Here is a 21,026-nt window from a genome sequence, read left to right as displayed (position 1 = left end):
TTGTCTCTTTACCAATAAATTCGAATAAATGAATAGTATCAACCATTTTTTTCTGTATTGCGCTGGCATACATGAAGAAACCCTGCGTAAATATCCTCAAGAACATAATAAATATGTCGCCATAGGAGCAACGATTTTTTTCACAGGATTATTTGCCAGTCTTTCTGGCGGTTATGCTATGTATTTTGTATTTAGTGGAACTTATTTGGATTGGCTCTTAGCAATTGTATTCGGCCTAATATGGGGGTTGATGATTTTTAATATGGACCGATATATTGTCCTAAGCATCAACAAATCAAAGACAGGGTCGTTCCAATTTCTACAAGCCTTACCTCGTATCTTATTGGCAATACTAATTGGAGTAGTCATTTCTAGACCTTTGGAACTTAAAATATTTGACAAGGAAATTAGGGAAAATCTTAAAACAACTTACATTGCCAACGAGCGTGCAAAAATTGATAGTTTAAATATCATTTTCAATAAAAAGTATGTATTCGAGCTTAATCAGCTTAAGGGCTTGATAGCAGAGCGAGATTCCCTAGATGCTAACATCAAAACAGACCGGCAAAAACTGAACTATGAAATTTTCGGAAATAAAACAACTGAAACCTCAGGTGTGATAGGCTACGGACCTTATGCAAAGCGAAAAGAGCTCGAATTGGAAAAATCTACGGTATACCTGGATACATTACGAAGTAAAGTTATGGCCCAGGAAAACAATATTCGTGATAAACAGCGCGTGGAAGGTATTTTAAATCAAAAAGGACTCTCAAATGCTAGTTTGGATAGTGCTGTTAATTTAGCAGGATTTGCAGACCGAAACTCAGCATTGGGTAATCTTAAAATAAAAGCGAACGGCAAAGTGGATCAAGCAACAGAAAATGCGGTTACTTTCATAGGCCTGCTCTTTGTTTTTTTAGAATGCTTACCCGTATTTGTGAAGTTGCTTTCCGGTAGAGATGCTTATGACCGACAGATTCGCAATCAGAAGACAATCGATGAATATGAGTCTGACGTATATACAACGACCGAAATGGCGGCTATTGATCATTTAAAGGATGCTTCAGTAGATATTAGCATAAACAAAAGACTTAAAAAAATGAATGCAGAAATAGAAGAAGTTTAATCTTCTTCTACCTCTTCATCTAAATATTTTGAATCGATTTGTTTATTAGCCTTTGCGCCCAATTTTTTCAGATTCTCTACTCTTCTAATGATATTTCCGGGTCCAAAAGACAGCTTTTTGGAAGCATCTTCATGACTTTTCAAAGCCTTGTGCAACTGCGCTTGTACTTGGTCCATATCGGTTAAGAAACCATAAAATTTATCGTATAAGGCCCCGGCTTCTTTTGCAATTTCAATGACATTACGCGTTTGGCGCTCTTGCTTCCAAATGCTAGCAATCGTACGCAGGGTAGCCAATAAAGTCGAAGGACTTACAATAACAACTTTTCTGTCCCAAGCATCGCTGAAAAGATCGGGTTTTTCTGAAACAGACATACTCAAAGCCGATTCTATTGGCATAAAAAGTAATACGAAGTCTGGTGACTCTATACCATATAACTCATGGTAATTTTTTGCAGATAAATCTTTAACGTGATTTTCAACAGATAAAATATGTTGCCTCGCAAAAGTTGCTCGTTCTATATCATCTTCTGCATTTACCCAACGTTCATACGCGACTAATGAGACTTTCGAATCTACAATCAGATGTTTATTTTCAGGTAAATCAATGATCGCATCTGGTTGCATACGTCTGCCTTCCATATCCAACAAAGATGCCTGCAATCTAAATTCACGGTCTTTCTCCAAACCCGAGCGTTCCAAAACACGCTCAAGGATTACCTCTCCCCAATTCCCTTGTTTCTTTGCATCACCTTTAAGGGCTCGAGTCAAATTTGTTGCCTCGTCTTTGATTCGTAAACTCTGTTCCATCAATTGCTGTACGACACCTTTTAAAGAATTACGCTCAGCAGCTTCTTGCGAATATGTTTTATCAACTTTTTCTTCAAAAAGTTTGATTTTTTCTTTCAAAGGGTCTAAGATAAGTCCAATAGATTTCGAGTTAGTTTCGGTAAAGCGAAGCGTTTTTTCTTCTAAAATCTTATTTGCGATGACTTGAAACTCAGCATTAAACTGACTTTTAATCGCTGCGATTTCAACTTTCTGTTCTTGAAATTTATCTTGTTGTGCTTCATAAAAAGAACGTGTACTTTCCAAAGAACGCTCTACGATCAATACATGTTCCCGTTCTTTCTCTAATTCGTCACGTAACATTGCTCTTTCTTGCAATAAACTCTGTTCGCGTTGTTGTACTTTAGCCAATTCAATAGACATCAGCTCCTTCTCACGACGCCATTGGCTATCATCCTGAATTGAATCTTTCTTCTTCAATGAAATCACGATAAGAACGACCAATAAAATAATAACGATAATAATATACATTGTTTCCATAAACTCTTTTTAAGAAATAAAAAATGGTCTTGTCAGACCATTCAGATTATTGTAATTTTTGATGGGTACGCCACCATAAATCGGGCATTTCACCCGTTACTGCCAACTGATAATCTTCATATCGACATGGAACTAAGTGATAACGTTCGTTTACAGATCGTGACCCAAAATAGGGAACTTGCATCCACCAGCGATCCGATTTTTTACTTTTAACAAATACCAACTCATGATCCTCGTTTTCCAAGGTGGTCCGGTAGATGATATAGGAAGACTTAGGCAACAAGGGAGTATCTTGTTTTCGGTTATAAAACCCATCGATAAAACACCAGATCATTTGCGAAACCAACATCGCTGTCTGTTGCATAGGATCGTAGTCAGGATTAAACTCATAAAAACCAATAGACGAACATTTGTCTGACATTCCGGCATAGCGTGCAATCTGACAAGCCTCATCACCATATAATCCATTTGGCATAGCATTGGCATTGCCAGATGCGTCTGATGAACGAATGGCTCCGATATCAAAACTGACCATGTCTGCTGCTCGCACTAAAGGCTCAGACTGATCCATACGACCAGCAATAGCGCCAACACGAGTTGCATTAAAGAATAACTTATCGTACATACTCAAAGATTCCTTGCTGACTAAATAGGTCTGATAGGCGATATTATTCAAATTGAATAAATAATCTGGCTCATGTAAAATAATGTGATTCAAATACGACCTAGAATCCAATGCTACCTGCTCACTGCTTTCTTGGTTTAGATCAAATCTAGCATCTATAACCGCTAATTCGACCTTTTGTCCCATACTCTGATAGCCCAAATATTGTGCATAAGTCAAATCATGACCACCACCTATAATAATAGGAATGATTTCCTCAGCAATTAACTCTTCTACAATAGCTTTTAATGCAGCATAAGTATCCTTCAACGTAGCTCCAGCTTTGACATTCCCTAAATCTACTGCATTGATTGCATAATCTCCCTGATAGAGCTTATATAAATGTTTACGAATGGCATCTGGAGATTTTGCACAGCCTTGGTTATTCACCGCTGCTCGATCTTCCTCTACTCCGATTATTGCCAATTGAGGCTTATCGTCCTTATCCCAACTTGGGAACTGATTGTCATAAATACGAAGAACATTCCCAAACTGCGAACGTAAAAACCCTTCATCGGGGAGGAGCTCTTTGGCAACAATTGGGCTAAAAAAAACGGATAATGACATATGATAAATTTGTATTGGTGATAATCAAAAATGAAAACCTTGTCTTAGACAAATATCCATTTATTAACTTACTTTTGAAAACATTATTTTTAACGTTATCTTTAACATGTGATATTAATAACAGGAGGAACCGGATTCTTAGGCGCTACATTGATCAAACAGATGATCGATTTGGGCATTGATGTAATAGCAATAAAACGCTCCAGCTCAATCATTCCACAACAGCTATTATCTTCGTCTTTAATCCAATGGGTGAATGCCGATATTTGTAACTATTTTGAATTGGCAGAGATTTTTTGCAATATTACAGAGGTATACCATTGTGCTGCTGTCGTATCTTACCAAAAGCAAGACGCTGCAAACATGATAAATGTAAATAGGGATGGTACCTCGCATATTGTCAATCTATGCTTAGAGCATAACGCTAGGCTCGTCCACGTGAGCTCCGTTGCTGCTTTAGGATCGAGCAAAAACCAAACACCAGTTAGCGAGAAAGATTATTGGGAATATGAACCGACCTTATCAAACTATGCCATTTCTAAGTATGAAAGTGAGATGGTGGTATGGAGAGGAATTGCTGAAGGCTTAGATGCAGTTATTGTCAATCCTTCAGTTATCATTGGCGCATCATCTGGTAGTAAAGGGTCGGGTGCAATATTTTCACTCATCAACAAAGGTCTAAAATATTATCCCACAGGGACCGTTGGTGTAGTTGATGTCGAAGATGTCGCCAACATCATGCGTTACTTAATGGCTACAAAATCAATCTCTGGCGAACGGTTCATCATCAATAATGTCAACCTTAGTAATAAAGAATTGCTCGAAAAGGCTAGTGCAGTAATGGGCAAAGCAGCTCCTAAAATAGCCGTATCTCCAACACTATTACATATCGCTGCAACTTTAGCTACTTGGGTAGCAGCTATCAAGAACGAAAAATCAACACTGACCAAGGATAGTGCTAGGGCTTCTAGTGAAAAACTCGCCTACTCAGCTGCCAAATTACAGCAAGTTTTGCCCTTTAAATATAAATCTTTAGACCTAACATTAAAAGAAATCGCTCAACAGTATAGTCAATCAACAATCTAACTCCTAAACAAACTAAACCGTGAAAAATTATTACATTATCGATTTTGACAGCACCTTTACGCAGGTAGAGGCTTTGGACGAATTAGCTAAAATTTCACTTGAACATCATCCTGATCGCGAAAAAATATATCTCGAAATCGAACGGTATACAAATCTTGCGATGGAGGGAAAACTATCTTTTCGTGAAGCGCTGGCAGGTCGTGTTCAACTCCTTCAAGCGAACAAAAGTCATCTCGACAAACTCATTACCCACCTCAAAAAGAAGGTGTCTACCTCTTTCTCAAGAAACAGAGAGTTTTTTAAGAAAAATTCAGATACTGCTTGGATTGTGTCCGGTGGATTTAAAGAATTCATTACACCAGTCGTGACTCCTTACAATATCAAAAAGGAGAATATTTATGCCAACACCTTTATATTTGATGAGCATGATAATATCATTGGATTTGATGAATCGAATCCATTATCGGATGAGGGTGGAAAAGTTAAATTACTAAAAGAGTTAAAAATAGAAGGAACCATCTACGGCATTGGTGATGGCTATTCAGATTTTCAATTAAAAGAGTCAGGTCTCATTGAAAAATTCTTTGCTTTTACGGAGAACATCTCCAGAAAAACTGTGACTGAAAGAGCGGATTTCATCACACCTAGCTTTGATGAATTTCTATACGTTAATAATTTACCTCGTGCCATATCCTATCCAAAAAATCGAATCTTATGTTTGATTGTTGGTGATGTACCCGAAATAGCTGCACATATCCTCAAAAGGGATGGTTTTTCGATACGATCGAAAGATACATTCGAAGAAAAGTATACCAAAGATGTGGGTATGTTATTGCTCGGGAAAGACATCAAAGTTTCTGATGAGCAATTGTCCCGCGCAGATAAATTAAAAACAATCGGCGTGATAGGAGATGCAAAAAGTCATCTCAGTAAAGAAATCTGTAATGCAAAGGGGATCGTTGTCTTTGATGATAAAAAAGACAAGAAAAGAAATGCAGAATTTATTCCGAGAAGAATGGCCGATTTCATTAATAATGGAGATACCTATATGAGTCGCAATTTTCCAAATTTGCTCCTACCTAAGGTAAAGGATGTCACTCGTTTGCTGCATATCCACAAAAATGTTCCAGGGATTATGGCACAAATCAATCTGGTGTACGCCCAAAATGACATTAACATTATTTCCCAATTTTTGATGACCAAATCTGATATCGGTTATGCCGTTACGGATATTAGAGGTGAATACGACAAGGACTTAATCAAACAACTCAAGAAGGTACAGAATACAATTAAATTCAGAATACTATATTAATTAAAATAAGACAGGAGCTCGTTATTTAGCTCCTGTCTTATTTCAATAATGATATACAGCGGTTGGTGTCACACAAATATCTAAAGGAATATCATGTACATCAATATCTTCAATCAATGCTATAGGCTCGAAAAACGATAACCCTACCTTTTGAACATCCGGTCTACAAAGTGCTAAAAATCGATCATAATAACCTTTTCCATATCCAACTCGGTGTCCGAAAATATCCGATATGAGCAATGGGACGAGTACCATATCAATACTTCTTTCATTTACAGAAATGCCATCTGTTGGTTCAAGTATCCCCCATTTATTATGCACTAAAGTTACCGTATCACTATAGTGATAATGACTCATGACATTTGAAGCTAAGTCCGATCTTGAAACGACAAGCTGAATATGGGGATATTGTTCTTGGAGATAAGAAATCAACAAAAACGTATTAGGTTCATGATATTTGGAAATTGGCAAAAAAACATGACAAAATTTCACATGCTGCCATTCTAAACTCTTGAGTTGATTCAACAGAGCCAAATTCAATGCTGCCTCATCTGTTTCAGACAAGTTTGATCTAAGATCTCGATAGTGCTTTCGCAGTTCAGTTTTAGTCATCATAGTAAAAAAAAACGGCCTTGCAGCTGGGTGCTAACAAGACCGAATAATCAACCTAAACCTAAATCTTTATATTATTTGACACGCTCGACGTATTCACCTGTTTGCGTATCAATTTTAATTTTATCACCTTGATTGATAAAAAGAGGTACTTTCACTTCAACACCAGTTTCTACTGTCGCATTTTTCAATGCATTTGTTGATGTATCTCCTTTTACTGCTGGCTCCGTATATGTGATTTCTAATTCCACATTCTTCGGAGCGTGTGCCATGATTGCTTCCTCACTTTCGAAAGCTACAATCACGTTCATACCCTCTTTCAAGAATCGTGCCGAATTTCCAAACAAAAACTTAGGGATATTGAACTGATCGTATGTCGTGTTATCCATGACTACAAAGAATTCTCCCTCTTCATATAAATATTGATAATCGTTTGTCTCAACACGAGCAATTTCAACACTTTCGTCAACACGAAAACGGTATTCTACTAATTTACCAGTTTTGACATTACGCATTCTTGCTTGATAGAAAGCACGTAAATTACCTGGTGTACGATGTATATATTCCTCAACAGCTACTAATTCACCATTGAATCTTAAAACATTTCCTGACTTAACGTCTGATGCTTTTGCCATGATTTAAACTTTTATGATTATTTTCTGAGTTACAAAACTACTAAATCTAATCTTTTTATAAAAATCTAATAATTATCAGCTTTTGAAATCCGAAATCGATAATTTATGGTCGCAAAAATGATACTCCTTTTCTTGGTTTGAACAAATGATAAACAATCGATTTTCATGTTTTGTTTTATTGATCAATTCCAAATACCACTCCTCTCCTACTACATCCAAATTACTGGTTGGTTCATCCAATAAAACAAGAAGGGAATCACTACAACAGGCCAAAGCCAGTTTGACACGTTGCTTCATTCCGGAGGAAAAATACTTCAACTCTTTGTCTATCGCTTTTTCCAAACCCAATAACTGGACGACCTCACGCTCCGTAAACCCCGCTAAATAATTCTTAAATTTAAAATGAAACTGTATTTGCTCTCGCAATGTAAATTCCTCGATTAACTCAACATAAGGCGTAGCTAAAGACAGAAATCCAAAGATATCCTCTACTGCTATTGCTTTATTATCCACTTCGAAAAGAATAGTCCCTGCAGATGGACTTAAGCTTCCAGAAAGCACCTTTAACAAGGTTGATTTACCTGAACCATTAGGTCCAAGTATGGCATATGACTGACCGGATTCAAATTCATAATGAATATGCTTAAAAATCCATTCCCGATTATACCGTCTACCTACATCTATTAAAGTAACTTTCAAACTACTTTTAATTAAACAGCTCTTTGATTGAATCCTTTAATAACCCCACGGTTTGAATTACGGATAAAACCTAAAATCTCATCACGAATTTCAGTAGCCTGAAATTCAGCTTCGATAATAGCTGCTGCTTTTGTTAAATTCCTGTTTTGAATAAACAGTACACGATAAATATTCTGTATTTCCGCAATTTGCTCTTCTGTGAATCCTCTTCTTCTTAAGCCAACAGAGTTTATTCCTGCATAAGAAATAGGCTCACGAGCTGCTTTGATAAACGGAGGGACATCTTTTCTCACGAGTGTACCACCTGTCACAAATGCATGCGATCCGATAGTACAAAATTGATGAACAGCGACCATTCCTGCCAAAACAACATAATCACCAACGGTGATATGTCCAGCTAATGTACTACTATTGGAAAATATACAATAGTCACCTATTGTACAGTCATGCGCAATATGGCTATATGCTTGTATCAAGCAATGCTTCCCTATTACGGTACGAAATTTATCTTTTGTACCTCTATTGATTGTAACGCATTCGCGAATTGTCGTATTATCCCCAATTTCTGCAGTTGTAATCTCTCCGTCAAACTTCAAATCTTGAGGTTCACCTGAAATCACTGCTCCTGGATAAATTTTACAATTTTTCCCAATACGTGCCCCATCCATAATTGTTACATTGGAACCGATCCACGTTCCTTCTCCAATTACTACATCTTTATGAATCGTAGCAAATGGCTCTATAACAACATTTTGAGCAATTTTTGCTTCTGGATGAATATAAGCTAACGGCTGTATCATTTCTCCTATTATTTTACTTTCACGATCTGAGCCATTAACTCAGCTTCGCAAACAACTTTTTCACCTACCATGGCAACACCTTTCATTTTTGCTATGCCTCTACGGATAGGTTTCCGTCAAATCACATCTAAAAATAATCGTATCACCTGGACTAACTTGCACCTTAAAGCGTGCATTTTCTATTTTTAAAAATAAAGTTAACCAATTTTCAGGGTCCGGTACAGTATTCAATACTAAAATACCACCCGTTTGCGCCATTGCTTCAATTTGCAAAACACCTGGAAATATCGGAGCACCAGGAAAATGTCCCATGAATAAATCTTCATTCATTGTCACATTTTTCAAGCCTACTACGTGATTTTCGGTTAACTCCAAAATCTTATCAACCATTAACATCGGTTGACGATGAGGCAAAATCTTCATAATCTGCACCGTGTCATACACAGGAGTCATATTAGGATCGTATACCTTTATCTTTTTTGTATTCTTATCTTTCCGTATTTGTTCTTTAATTTTTTTCGCAAAAGCAACGTTTGCCGCATGTCCGGGGCGTGCTGCCATAACATGACCTTTCAATGGTCTGCCTACTAATGCTAAATCGCCGACCATGTCTAATAATTTATGACGGGCAGGCTCATTTTGATGACGTAACTGAATATTGCTCAAGATACCTTCTTTTGCAACAGTAACATCATCGCGGTTGAATAAATGTGATAATTTCTTCAGCTCTTCAGGTGAAGTCTCTTTATCAACGATTACGATTGCATTGCTTAAATCGCCTCCTTTAATCAGACCGTTATCCACCAACATTTCCAACTCATGTAAAAAGCAGAATGTTCGTGACGATGAAATCTCTTTGGAGAAATCTTCAATTGTATTGATAGCAGCATGCTGGCTTCCTAACACAGGAGAGTTAAAATCAATCATACATGTTAAGCGATAACCATCTAACGGCATTGCCATGATTTCTACTTTACGGTCTTCTTCTATATGATGAATATTACTAGGTATTTCATAATAATCACGATCAGCATCTAACTCTTCGTAACCTGCAGCTTCAAATTTTTCTATAAATATCGCAGAACTACCATCTAAGATAGGAACTTCTGGTCCATCAATCTCTATTAATACGTTATCTATCTGTAAACCGACTAAAGCTGCCATCAAATGTTCGATGGTGCTTACACTTGCGCCATTTTGCGAAATCGTAGTACCTCTTGATGTATCTGTAACATTATCAGCATCAACCAATACCTCTGGTTGACCTTCTAAATCTATTCTTTTAAACTTATACCAATGATTTTCAGGAGCTTGTTTTATTGTCATCGAAACAGTTTTACCTGTATGTAAACCGACTCCAGATATGACCACATCTTGCTTGATGGTTCTTTGTTTTACATTCATTTCTAACATATATTTAATCAAAAACGACCATAAGGTTCTTTTAAGATTTCAAATTTTCCTTTAACAATCGCTCTAATTCTCTTATGCGTTTTTCCAAATCTGGCAATTTTGCATAAATAACATGCGATCTCATATTTGATTGATAACCCAAAACAGGACTACCAGCCCATTTTTTATTTTCTTCGGTTATCGACCTATTTATTCCAGACTGTGCTTGTATCTGACTTCCGTCTGCTATAGTAATATGACCTACTACGCCTACCTGTCCACCTAGAATAACATTTTCTCCTATCTTACTGCTACCAGACACACCCGTCTGAGCTGCAATTACGGTGTTTTTACCTAGTTCGACATTATGTGCTATTTGGATTAAGTTATCCAATTTGGCACCTTTACGCAATATTGTAGAGCCCATAGTTGCGCGATCAATGACCGTATTTGCCCCTATTTCGATATCATCTTCGATAACTACATTTCCAATTTGAGGTACCTTAGTATAGGTACCATCCTCCTGCGGAGCAAAACCAAATCCATCAGAACCAACAACGGTTTCCCGAGTGAATAGTTACATTACGACCTAAGATACAATCTTGGTAAATTTTAACTCCAGGGAATAAGGTTGTATTATCACCTATGATGACATTATCTCCAACATAAACTTGCGGGTAAATTTTCACATTTTTACCAATCTTTCCTCCCTTACCGATATAAGCAAAAGCGCCAATATAGCCTTCTTCCCCTATTTCGGTACTATCATGTATATACGAAGGCTCTTCTCGACCTTTTCGGTCTAAACGAACTTCATTATAGATATTCAATAATGTAGAAAACGCACTATAGGCATTTTTTACACGAATCAACGTTAATGTTGATTTAGGAGCCGATAAAATTTGTTGATCTTCATTAACGATTACTATAGAGGCATTTGTCTCATATAGAAATTGCTCATATTTAGGATTCGATAGAAACGAAAGATCCCCTAAAGAAGCTTCTTCTATTTTCGCTAAATTTGAAACTTCTACATCAGGATTCCCCTCTATTGATCCATTTAATAAGGATGCTATTTGTTGAGCAGTAAATTGCATGCTACAAAGCTATGTTTTTTTATTATATTTTAATTATATTTTAACTGGAATTGATATATATCCCAGCTCTTTCGGATAACAAAGCGTGAACTTCTGTACTTTTTTTGCCAAAGCCTCCAAGTTTGACAAATCTGAAGCTTCAGCGATATCGCTGATCTCCCCAGTCTTCATCAATATCTTAATGGTATCCTGGTGAATGTCATATGCACTATTATGAATGGCTTGCGTAAAGACATAATATTGCAATTCATCATCGCTCGCATGAAAATGACTTTTTACTCGACGGTAAACTTCAGCCATCAATTCTTCTGAAAAAGGCTCATTACTCATGACGGTACGATACAACTCCCTGCTCATCAACTTTTGGCACATGACGCGCAGTATCTTATCTTCATGCTGTACCCAAGTTTTGATTGCCGACATAATATCAGTATCATCTAAACGTGTAAACCAGTCTAGATGTGACTCATCGGCCAAAAAATTACTTTTATCAATCTTTTGGGTTAAAAACCAACTGAAAGCTGGTGTCGCAAACATAGACACACCACTATTAGATAGCTGCTTTGCCCGTTGCAATATTTTGATTAATAGTTGCTCTGCTCCTACCACTGTCTTATGCAGGTATACTTGCCAATACATTAATCTCCTAGCTATCAGAAACTTTTCGACCGAATAGATTCCCTTTTGTTCAACAACTAGTTCATCATCAACAACGAAGAGCATAGCAATAATACGGTCAAAAGAGATAACCCCTTCCGAAACTCCTGTAAAGAAACTATCTCTACAGAGGTAATCCATTCGATCGGTATCCAGTTGACTAGAAACCAACTGATGGAAAAAATTACGTTGATACTTATTATTGAACATGATAATCGCCAAATCCAATTTTCCTTCGAAATCCTTATTGATACGATCCATTAATAAAGACGATAGTAGTTCGTGAGAAACACCATTAATAATCGTATGTTCCAAAGAATGTGAAAATGGTCCATGCCCAATATCGTGTAACAATATCGCGGCCAATGCGGCCTCTTCTTCCTCTTCACTAATTGCGACACCTTTAGCTTTCAAGGTAACGATAGCGAGAGACATGAGATGCATAGCTCCGATCGCATGTTGAAAACGTGTATGCAATGCTCCTGGATAAACCAAATGCGTCATACTCACTTGCTTGATGTACCGTAATCGTTGAAAGTAAGGATGCTGTATAAGGTCAAAAATTAAGCCCGATGGAATGGAAACGAATCCATAGACAGGGTCATTTATTATTTTTTTCTTATTCAAATTTTGAATGTATTACTGCTGTTAATACTGCGAAACAATAATTCAATACCATTGTTCTTGATATAATGAATAGCTGAGTCTACTTATTTTCCTCTTGTAGATGGTAAATATTACCACAAATATAATTAGTTTAAGTCGTTAACAAGTGTTAAAAATAATAGGTGGAGTCCCTTTTTTATTTAAGTTCGTATATATTACGAAAATAAATCAAAATAACAACTGACTATCCCGCCAACTCCCTGAAAGATAAAACAATTGGGATACGATCAATTTTGATTATAGCAAATAGAACAACATGCAAAAAACACATATACTTTGGGCAGATGATGAGATTGATTTCTTAAAACCTCATATCCTTTTATTAGAGGAGAGAGGCTATAAGGTCAAAACAGTAAATAATGGTAATGATGCGGTAGATGCTTTCAAAGAAGGTCTTTTTGATCTCGTTTTTTTAGATGAAAATATGCCTGGATTAACAGGTCTAGAAACATTGGCCATATTAAAATCCATAAACCCCACAGTTTCCGACCGTACTGGTGACTAAAAATGAGGAGGAGCATGTCATGGAAGATGCCATTGGCTCTAAAATAGACGACTACCTGATAAAACCTGTCAATCCTAAGCAAATTCTATTGACGATCAAAAAGCTAACGGAAAACAGAAGGCTTGTCAATGAAAAAACATCAATGGCCTACCAACAGGATTTTAGAAATCTAGGTATGGTACTGAATGATGATTTAAGCTATAAACAATGGACCGAAGCTTATAAAAAACTAATCTATTGGGAACTTTCGCTCGAGAAGCTAGAAGATGCAGGAATGCACGAAATCTTGACCACGCAAAAATCGGAAGCTAATGTTCAATTCTCGAAATTTATCGAACGTAATTACTTGAACTGGATGAAAAATCCAGATCAGTCTCCGATTTTATCACATCAGTTATTTAAGAAAAAAGTATTCACCCAATTAACGGAGGATAGACCTACATTTTTCTTTTTAATAGACAATCTGCGTTACGACCAGTGGAAAGTAATCAACGAAGTTATTACCGATTATTTTAGATTAGAGGAAGAAGACACCTATTACAGTATCTTGCCTACTGCCACACAATATGCTCGTAACGCCATTTTTAGTGGATTAACACCTTTAGAAATGGAAAAAAGATTTCCTAAAATGTGGCAGAACGATGAGGACGAAGGTGGTAAAAACTTATATGAGGATAAATTTTTAGAAGACCAGATTAATCGTGTCTACCGTAAGCCCATTAAGCATTCCTATACAAAAGTGTTGACTTTGGATCAAGGGAAAGATGTTGTTGACAACCTGAGTAATCTCATGCAAAACAACCTAAACGTACTTGTTTACAACTTCGTAGATATGCTTTCGCATGCAAGGACAGATATGGCGATGATTCGTGAATTGGCAAATAACGAAGCGGCATACCGCTCTTTGACGCTTTCATGGTTTGAGCACTCTCCATTGTTCGAGGCTTTAAAATGGCTTTCACAACGCAACGTAAAGGTCATTATAACGACTGACCACGGTACCATCAAAGTGAAAAAACCGAGTAAAATCGTTGGGGATCGAAATACGAATACCAACCTACGCTATAAACAAGGCAAAAACTTAAATTTCATAGAAAAGGATGTTTTTTTAATTAAAAACCCACATGATGCACAACTTCCTAAGCTTCATATGAGCTCTTGTTTTGTATTTGCCAAAGAAGACTCTTATTTTGTATACCCTAATAATTACAATCAATTTGTCAATTATTTTAATGAAACTTTCCAACACGGAGGCATTTCATTGGAAGAAATGATCATTCCTTTCGCTACTTATACTTCCAAATAAGTAATTTTGCAGCATGGTAATCGAAGTCAATCAACTATCGGAATTAGGTCATGCTGCAGAATTAATTTTAAAATCCTTTCCTGATGATCGTGTTTTTCTTTTTTATGGAAATATGGGTGCAGGAAAAACCACCTTTATTAAAGCTCTTTGCGAAGCCTTACAGGTGGAAGACAACACCTCTAGTCCCACATTTTCTATCGTAAATGAATATCATTCGGCTCAAGGTACAATCTTCCATTTCGATTTTTACAGGATAAAAGAAGAAGAAGAAGCTTATGATTTTGGTTATGAAGATTATTTCTACTCGGGGAATTATTGTTTCATTGAATGGCCTAACAAAATCCCAAACCTACTTCCTGAAGATGCTAAAATAATTGAAATTGAGATCACTTCTCCAAGCAGTCGAAAAATAATTATAAAATAGTTGTACCCCACGCAACCTTTATCCTTTATCTTACGTCTTCCTAATATAAACTGATTAAATTTTGGAAAACCTAAGTATAGATTCAATATGGAAAAAATGTCTCCTAGGAGATAGAAAAGCACAATTTGATTTATACCAGTTTTTCTCTAAAAAAATGTATGCCGTCTGTTTACGCTATGCTAAAGATAGCTTAGAAGCTGAAGACATACTGCAGATCGGTTTTGTAAAAGTATTTTCTAAAGCGCATCTATTTTCAGAAAATGGATCTTTAGAAGGATGGATACGAAAGATTATGGTCAACACCGCAATTGAAACACAACGCAAAAATAAAATTAGTTTTGTAGAACCACTTGAAAGTGATGGTATTCTTGAAATAACGAATACCACCCATAGTGATCCGCTACATTACAAAGACCTCATGTCTCTCGTCCATCAATTACCTGTTGGTTACCGTACCGTTTTTAATCTCTATGCCATCGAAGGATATGCTCATAAAGAAATTTCAGAGATGCTCAACATAAGTGAAGGAAACTCAAAGTCACAGTTATCTCGGGCAAGGCAATGGTTAAAAACAAGATTATTAAAAATTGAGGCATTAACATTATGAAAGATCAAGATTTAGATAAATTATTACGGGATCATTTTGATAACCTTGACATACAACCGAGCACGGATGTATGGAAAAAAATAGTACTAGAACTTGATGAACAAAAGGTCGTCCCAATAAAGAAAAAAACAAGTTGGTTGAAAGCAATAGTTGCAGCAGCAGCAATCTTAATCTGTGTAGGTATTGCCAGTTTTCTACTACAACACCAGTCTGGCAATAATGCTGAAAATATAAGATATGCTGAGCGCAAAATAGATAATGAAATTATAACTCCGCAAAAAGTAACACCAAAGGTAGCACCCGTAATTATAGAAAAACAGGTGCAGTTTTCGGGCAAATCTGTAAACAACGCCAACCCGCATGAAAACAAATCAGTGCAACCTATAGCATCATACACGGAAGTCATTCCGTCTGAAAAACAGCAAGCATTTCAACGATTAAAAGTGGACAAAGAGCAACCGATCATAGTTGTGGTAGACACACAAACACAGGCTGCTCGTGTAGTTGAATACATACCCATCAAACCATTGGTTGAAAATCCTGAAGAAGAGAATAGTATGATGGCTTCCACCAACGCAAACTCGCAAACTGTTGTAACCAAAGTGCTCAATATCCTCAGCAAAACCATTAATCAAGGGAATGGTCCAGAAGTTCAGTTCAGCAATGATGACGAAGGATCATTACAGATTGACCTCCTGAATAGCCTCGTTAAAAATAAAAAAAGAAAAAAGTAACACCTTATAAACTCTTTCTATATGAAAAAATATATTGTATCGTTCGCAATCACCGGTATCCTAATTTGCTGCATGATAGGAAAATCTCAAGCACAACAAGATAGCACTAAAAAAATAAATATTTCAACGAGTATTTTAGGTAAAGAAGATAGCGATAAAGCCGACGATAAGGACAAACCTGCTGTATCCAAGTATCCAAGAACATTCGGAGGAATTACATTTTCTCGTATAGATTGGGGATTTTCAAGACTTATCAATGACGGTAGTTTTACCCTAAATGAAAATAACGAGTTTTTAGAATATAAAAAAGCATCCAATTTTGGTTTCGATATTGCGCAATTTGGCCTTAGATTTAACGATCAATTCAAAACATATATATCGACAGGGTTCGAATGGAATTATTTAAGATTAAAACACAATGTTTTATTAGATCAGGATGCCACACCTTTAGACTATTCCTATCCTGAGGACATCAATTATAAGAAAAATGTGTTCACATCCACATACCTACGTGTTCCATTAACATTTGAATTCAGAAGTAAAAAATTCAGAAATGGTGATCGCGCCAAACTTGCCGTTGGCGCAATGACCGGAATCTTATTAAAAGGAAGTCAGCGTCTAAAAAGTAGTGCGCAAGGAAGTCAAAAATTTAAGGACAACTACAACCTCGCGAGTTTCCAATACGGGGCCTTTGCAAGGCTCGGTTATGATTCTATGGGAGTTTTTGTCAAATACTATTTCAACGATATGTTTGAAAATAGCCCAAATCAAGAGGGTCTGAATAACTTTACTTTTGGTCTAACACTAGGTTTTTAGAGAAGAATAATATTATTATGCTTAATTTTAAGCCGAATCAAAAAATTCGGCTTTTTTATTTTGAAAAATATGTTACAATCTTCTTGTCAATACGTACCCTTTGATAAAGAGGTCCTTGGACTTCCCTATATCCATACTAAAAATCTCAGTTTTTCATTTTCAGAAAAAGCAGAAATCTTAGCCGTAGATCAGGCAGACCTAGGAATTCAAGAAGGTAAAATCACAGCCATTATTGGAGAATCGGGAAGTGGGAAAAGCACCCTTCTTCGATTGATTTATGGCTTACTGGAACCCTTACAAGGTGAAGTTCGCTATAAAGGGTGGTTGGTGCCCACAAGAAAAGATAAATTAATACCAGGTCATCAAGATATGAAACTGGTATCTCAAGGTTTTGATGATTTAAACACATTTGCAAATGTTTGGGATAATGTTGCTTCGCAACTGCCAAACACGAATTTAGAAGCTAAGCACAATAAAACTGCTGCAATTTTGAAAAGATTGCGCATCGACCATCTCGCAAAAAAAAGAATTGCTGACATCAGTGGTGGTGAGAAACAACGCGTAGCCATCTGTAGAGCACTTGTCAATGACCCTAAAGTTCTATTAATGGACGAGCCTTTCAATCAGGTAGATGCTTCATTTAGGGACACCTTACAACAAGATATCAAGCAAATTGTAGTCGATACTGGTCTGACGATTATACTCGTATCGCATGATCCGACAGAAGTTCTTGCCTTGGCGGACGATCTTATTGTCATGAAAGATGGTCGCATTCTGGATCAAGGACATCCCCGCGACCTTTATGAAAGACCCACAAATCCGTACACAGCACAACTACTGGCGAAAAGCAATATCCTAAGTAGTCCCGAAGCTCAATTGCTCGATATCCAAGGCGGATCTACCATCATCATACATCAGGAATGGGTGTCTGTCCATCCTTCAGATAGCGCACATCAATTCACGTTAGTAGATATCCGTTTTAGAGGGTTCTATTATGAATTGGTCGTTTCATCTGACGAACTACATCTGCATGCCATAACCACAGATCCCGTCAATATGCAGATAGGTGCAGCAGTATCAGTAACAATCCAACAATATATCAGTCTTTAAGCAATATACTGTCCAAGAGAGCAATCAATTCATCGAACTCTTTTGCCTCATAGCCGATGGACTGGTAGATGACTTTACCTTCACCATCAATAATGACGTTGCGTGGAATACCTTGGTCTGCAAATAAACCAAATACGTTTCGTTCTAAATCAGGATAAATAGGCAAAGTAAATTTATGCTCAGCTAAAAAAGGATCAATTTTATCCCAATTCTGTTCACGGGCTAACACCAAAAGTGAAAACTTCGGATGATCTTTGTATTTATCCCAAACTTCCTTTTGTAACCTCGGAAGTTCTTCTCTGCACGGCGGACACCAAGTTGCGAAAAAATTAAGTAGCACAACCTTTCCTTTTAAATCTGCACTCGAAACCAATGTACTATCCTTACCCGGAACTACAAAGGTGGGAGCTGTTTCATTTAGCTGTACTTTCCATCCGCTATCAGACGTCTGTGCTTCTGCAGCAAAAAACAGGAAGCTAAGAATAAGACCTAAAATATTTTTCATCAGCATATTTTTTTATAACAGGATAATAATTCCGATGCATCAATACGCTCGACACATGCGGATTGTATCATTCCTTAATCTTTCAATTTTCGAAGGTATTTAAGGTTTGCCCTTCGCACTTCATTAATTAATTACCGAATACAAATGGAGTCAATGGGCGCTCTCCACTAAGCTTAAAGCTATCCTAAACTGAATTAATCGACCCACTCCATAAAACTATCCAACCAAGCTATGGGACTTGTTTTATTAACCAACCCAAAACCGTGGCCACCCTCTTCATAAGTCAACAATTTATTTTTTACATGAGCAGCATCGAGTGCTTCAATCATCAAATAAGTATTCTCAATAGGCACGGCCTTATCATCTTTGGCATGTACAAAAAATACAGGACAAACTTCAGCAGTTACCTGCTTTTCAGATGAAAACTCATTAATCTTATCTAAAGAGGGATGCTCACCTAACAAATTTATTTTAGAACCTTTATGTGTGATGCTATCCACCATTGAGATGACGGGATAAATCAATCCTCCAAAATCTGGAGCTAAGGATACACCAGTAGGATTAGCAATAAATGGGTGATTGAATTTGGTCAGTAAAGTAGAAGCAAGATGTCCACCTGCTGAAAAACCGATCACTCCCACCTTTTTCAAAGTCGGATAACCATTTCGGATAAACTGCATCGCTCGCTGTGCATCTTGTATGGGACCAATACTTTTGTCTACCATGATATTTGGAGAAGGCAATCTATATTTTAGCACAAATGCTGTAAAACCTTCTTTCGTCAATTCTTTTGCCACATCATGCCCTTCATGATCTATGGCAATATGCGCATATCCTCCACCTGGAATTACCAAAACACCAATTCCCTTATCTTTATTGAGTTCCGGTTTATAAACGAATATTTCGGGAATATTACGATTAAACCTTGCCGTATCTTTATTTATGGAGTTTGGGATACTATCTTCATATAGCGCAAACTTTTCTTGAGCATTCGCCTGAAACACAATAGAGAAAATAATCATTATTAAAATACTTTTCATCAGAATATAATTTGTTTTTTATCGGTGTTGAAGCTATTATGAGCCAAATATTCTTTCGTGAACTCGCGAACTAAATTCAGCTCGATACTTTGAGTGATTTACGCTCCTAATGGCTCCATAAGCTACAAATTGGTCACAATAATTAAATCTAAGTCCTTCGCAGTCATATCAAATTTCGAGGCAATATCTTTGTTTGTTAATACTCCTTGATATAAATAGGTTGCGCATCTAATTCCTGCATTTCTCCAAATGACATTTTTCACTCCTCCCTGCTCTGCAATATCCAATAATATAGGTGTAAAAATATTAGTCAAAGCATACGTAGCGGATCGCGCAACTCGAGAGGCGATATTGGGTACGCAATAATGGATAACATCGTACTTAATAAAGGTTGGTCTATCATGAGTCGTAATACGGGAAGTTTCAAAACACCCTCCTTGGTCGATACTGACATCTATGATAACCGCATTAGGCTTCATCTCAGAAACGGTCTCGTCGGATATGATACAAGGTGTTCTTCCATTTTTTGAACGCAAGGCACCAATAACCACATCACAACTTTTAACTGCTTTATTAAGAATAGTCGGTTGGATAATGGAAGTATACACGCGACTTCCCAAATTATTCTGTAATCGTCGCAATTTATAAATTGAATTATCGAAGACTTTCACCTGTGCGCCTAAGGCAATTGCGGTTCGAGCAGCATACTCCCCTACCGTTCCAGCACCTATTATAACCATCTCTGTTGGCGGCACACCTGTAATACCCCCTAGCATAAGACCCTTGCCCCCAAAACTATTACTTAAGTACTCCGAAGCTATTAGCGTAGAGGTAGCGCCAACGATTTCGCTCATTGCTCTAACAACAGCTAGACAGCCACCTTCATCACGTAAATATTCATAAGATAAGGCCGTTATTTTCTTTTGAATTAGCGCACGAAGAACCGGTAGCTCCAATAATGATGGTTGAAGGGAAGACATCAAAATCTGATTTTGTTTCATCATACCAACTTCAACTAAGGTTGGAGCCGATATTTTCACGATACAATCTGCTTGATATACCTCCTCGGCTGAGGAGACAATACGAGCACCTTGTTCACTGTAGTGATGATCCATAAAGTTAGAACCGATACCTGCACCAGTTTCCAAAACAACTTCATGACCATTTTCTACTAAAAGACCGACCGATAAAGGTGTCAAACAAATCCTTCTTTCTTGAAAAGCTATTTCTTTTGGAATACCAATAAACAGTCTTTTTTCCCGAGAAGAATTTGCTAACAAAGTCTCCTGTGGCTGTATCATCGCCTGACTTGCCAATTTACTTAAGTCACTCATTTAT

At 37.0% G+C, this 21,026-nt stretch carries 18 protein-coding genes and 3 pseudogenes; 9 read left to right on the top strand and 12 right to left on the bottom strand.

The window, feature by feature from the left end:
* Window positions 1–28: 28 nt before the first annotated feature.
* Window positions 29–1,126 (top strand): DUF4407 domain-containing protein, encoded by a 1,098-nt coding sequence (locus ACFX5U_RS00265; protein WP_400262225.1) that lies wholly within the window; start codon window positions 29–31, stop codon window positions 1,124–1,126.
* On the opposite strand, the gene rmuC is transcribed toward ACFX5U_RS00265, so the two are convergent.
* Both rmuC and ACFX5U_RS00255 read right to left on the bottom strand, forming a co-directional pair.
* Window positions 1,123–2,454: a DNA recombination protein RmuC gene (gene rmuC, locus ACFX5U_RS00260; protein ID WP_400262224.1), complete on the bottom strand. Its 1,332-nt coding sequence runs from the start codon at window positions 2,452–2,454 to the stop codon at window positions 1,123–1,125. The two genes, ACFX5U_RS00265 and rmuC, sit on opposite strands and share 4 nt — an antisense overlap.
* Before the next feature lie 46 nt (window positions 2,455–2,500).
* On the bottom strand, window positions 2,501–3,685 hold the full coding sequence (locus ACFX5U_RS00255) for a formimidoylglutamase (protein WP_038695306.1): 1,185 nt from the start codon (window positions 3,683–3,685) through the stop codon (window positions 2,501–2,503).
* Between the two features lie 108 nt (window positions 3,686–3,793).
* On the opposite strand from ACFX5U_RS00255, the gene ACFX5U_RS00250 reads away from it, so the two are divergent.
* Window positions 3,794–4,771: an NAD-dependent epimerase/dehydratase family protein gene (locus ACFX5U_RS00250; RefSeq protein WP_038695304.1), complete on the top strand. Its 978-nt coding sequence runs from the start codon at window positions 3,794–3,796 to the stop codon at window positions 4,769–4,771.
* 19 nt (window positions 4,772–4,790) lie between these two features.
* Window positions 4,791–6,083 carry an HAD-IB family phosphatase gene (locus tag ACFX5U_RS00245; protein ID WP_038695302.1) on the top strand — a complete coding sequence of 431 codons (1,293 nt, stop codon included), beginning with the start codon at window positions 4,791–4,793 and terminating at the stop codon, window positions 6,081–6,083.
* A gap of 42 nt (window positions 6,084–6,125) precedes the next feature.
* Here the strand turns inward: ACFX5U_RS00245 and ACFX5U_RS00240 are convergent, their stop codons facing one another.
* The 7 genes and pseudogenes from ACFX5U_RS00240 to ACFX5U_RS00210 all read right to left on the bottom strand — a co-directional run bounded on the left by ACFX5U_RS00240 (window position 6,126) and on the right by ACFX5U_RS00210 (window position 12,602).
* Window positions 6,126–6,698 (bottom strand): 5-formyltetrahydrofolate cyclo-ligase, encoded by a 573-nt coding sequence (locus ACFX5U_RS00240; RefSeq protein ID WP_280571310.1) that lies wholly within the window; start codon window positions 6,696–6,698, stop codon window positions 6,126–6,128.
* Window positions 6,699–6,769: 71 nt separating this feature from the next.
* Window positions 6,770–7,330, bottom strand: a complete 561-nt coding sequence (efp, locus tag ACFX5U_RS00235; protein ID WP_038695300.1) for an elongation factor P — start codon at window positions 7,328–7,330, stop codon at window positions 6,770–6,772.
* A 75-nt stretch (window positions 7,331–7,405) separates the two neighbouring features.
* Window positions 7,406–8,029 carry an ATP-binding cassette domain-containing protein gene (locus ACFX5U_RS00230; protein ID WP_400262223.1) on the bottom strand — a complete coding sequence of 208 codons (624 nt, stop codon included), beginning with the start codon at window positions 8,027–8,029 and terminating at the stop codon, window positions 7,406–7,408.
* A gap of 11 nt (window positions 8,030–8,040) precedes the next feature.
* A complete protein-coding gene (lpxA, locus tag ACFX5U_RS00225; protein ID WP_038695296.1) occupies window positions 8,041–8,829 on the bottom strand; it encodes an acyl-ACP--UDP-N-acetylglucosamine O-acyltransferase in 789 nt (262 codons plus the stop codon).
* Between the two features lie 8 nt (window positions 8,830–8,837).
* Window positions 8,838–10,233, bottom strand: a pseudogene (locus tag ACFX5U_RS00220) (bifunctional UDP-3-O-[3-hydroxymyristoyl] N-acetylglucosamine deacetylase/3-hydroxyacyl-ACP dehydratase).
* A gap of 40 nt (window positions 10,234–10,273) precedes the next feature.
* Window positions 10,274–11,318 (bottom strand): annotated as a pseudogene (lpxD, locus tag ACFX5U_RS00215) (UDP-3-O-(3-hydroxymyristoyl)glucosamine N-acyltransferase).
* A gap of 33 nt (window positions 11,319–11,351) precedes the next feature.
* Window positions 11,352–12,602 (bottom strand): HD domain-containing protein, encoded by a 1,251-nt coding sequence (locus ACFX5U_RS00210; RefSeq protein ID WP_400262222.1) that lies wholly within the window; start codon window positions 12,600–12,602, stop codon window positions 11,352–11,354.
* A gap of 295 nt (window positions 12,603–12,897) precedes the next feature.
* Between ACFX5U_RS00210 and ACFX5U_RS00205 the strand changes: the two are divergent.
* From ACFX5U_RS00205 to ACFX5U_RS00180, 6 genes and pseudogenes are all read left to right on the top strand, one after another.
* Window positions 12,898–14,452: pseudogene (locus ACFX5U_RS00205) on the top strand (PglZ domain-containing protein).
* A gap of 13 nt (window positions 14,453–14,465) precedes the next feature.
* Entirely contained in the window at window positions 14,466–14,876 is a 411-nt protein-coding gene (tsaE, locus tag ACFX5U_RS00200; RefSeq protein WP_038695286.1) for a tRNA (adenosine(37)-N6)-threonylcarbamoyltransferase complex ATPase subunit type 1 TsaE, read from the top strand.
* A 61-nt stretch (window positions 14,877–14,937) separates the two neighbouring features.
* The gene (locus ACFX5U_RS00195; RefSeq protein WP_400262221.1) at window positions 14,938–15,483 is read left to right on the top strand and encodes an RNA polymerase sigma factor; all 546 of its coding nucleotides are present in this window, start codon (window positions 14,938–14,940) and stop codon (window positions 15,481–15,483) included.
* Window positions 15,480–16,217, top strand: coding sequence for a hypothetical protein (locus ACFX5U_RS00190; protein ID WP_400262220.1), 738 nt, complete (start codon window positions 15,480–15,482; stop codon window positions 16,215–16,217). Before ACFX5U_RS00195 ends, ACFX5U_RS00190 begins: the two co-directional genes overlap by 4 nt.
* Before the next feature lie 21 nt (window positions 16,218–16,238).
* Window positions 16,239–17,033 carry an outer membrane beta-barrel protein gene (locus tag ACFX5U_RS00185; RefSeq protein WP_400262219.1) on the top strand — a complete coding sequence of 265 codons (795 nt, stop codon included), beginning with the start codon at window positions 16,239–16,241 and terminating at the stop codon, window positions 17,031–17,033.
* A gap of 69 nt (window positions 17,034–17,102) precedes the next feature.
* Window positions 17,103–18,143: an ABC transporter ATP-binding protein gene (locus ACFX5U_RS00180; protein WP_400262218.1), complete on the top strand. Its 1,041-nt coding sequence runs from the start codon at window positions 17,103–17,105 to the stop codon at window positions 18,141–18,143.
* Here the strand turns inward: ACFX5U_RS00180 and ACFX5U_RS00175 are convergent.
* The 3 genes from ACFX5U_RS00175 to ACFX5U_RS00165 form a co-directional block, all read right to left on the bottom strand.
* Window positions 18,133–18,648 carry a TlpA disulfide reductase family protein gene (locus ACFX5U_RS00175; protein WP_038701975.1) on the bottom strand — a complete coding sequence of 172 codons (516 nt, stop codon included), beginning with the start codon at window positions 18,646–18,648 and terminating at the stop codon, window positions 18,133–18,135. The two genes, ACFX5U_RS00180 and ACFX5U_RS00175, sit on opposite strands and share 11 nt — an antisense overlap.
* Before the next feature lie 194 nt (window positions 18,649–18,842).
* A complete protein-coding gene (locus ACFX5U_RS00170) occupies window positions 18,843–19,688 on the bottom strand; it encodes an alpha/beta hydrolase (protein ID WP_038695276.1) in 846 nt (281 codons plus the stop codon).
* 122 nt (window positions 19,689–19,810) lie between these two features.
* Window positions 19,811–21,022: an alanine dehydrogenase gene (locus ACFX5U_RS00165; RefSeq protein ID WP_038695274.1), complete on the bottom strand. Its 1,212-nt coding sequence runs from the start codon at window positions 21,020–21,022 to the stop codon at window positions 19,811–19,813.
* Window positions 21,023–21,026 lie beyond the last annotated feature (4 nt).

It is taken from the genome of Sphingobacterium sp. SG20118, from assembly GCF_044740685.1.
GTDB lineage: Bacteria > Bacteroidota > Bacteroidia > Sphingobacteriales > Sphingobacteriaceae > Sphingobacterium.
This window is presented reverse-complemented; position numbering and strand designations above follow the sequence as displayed.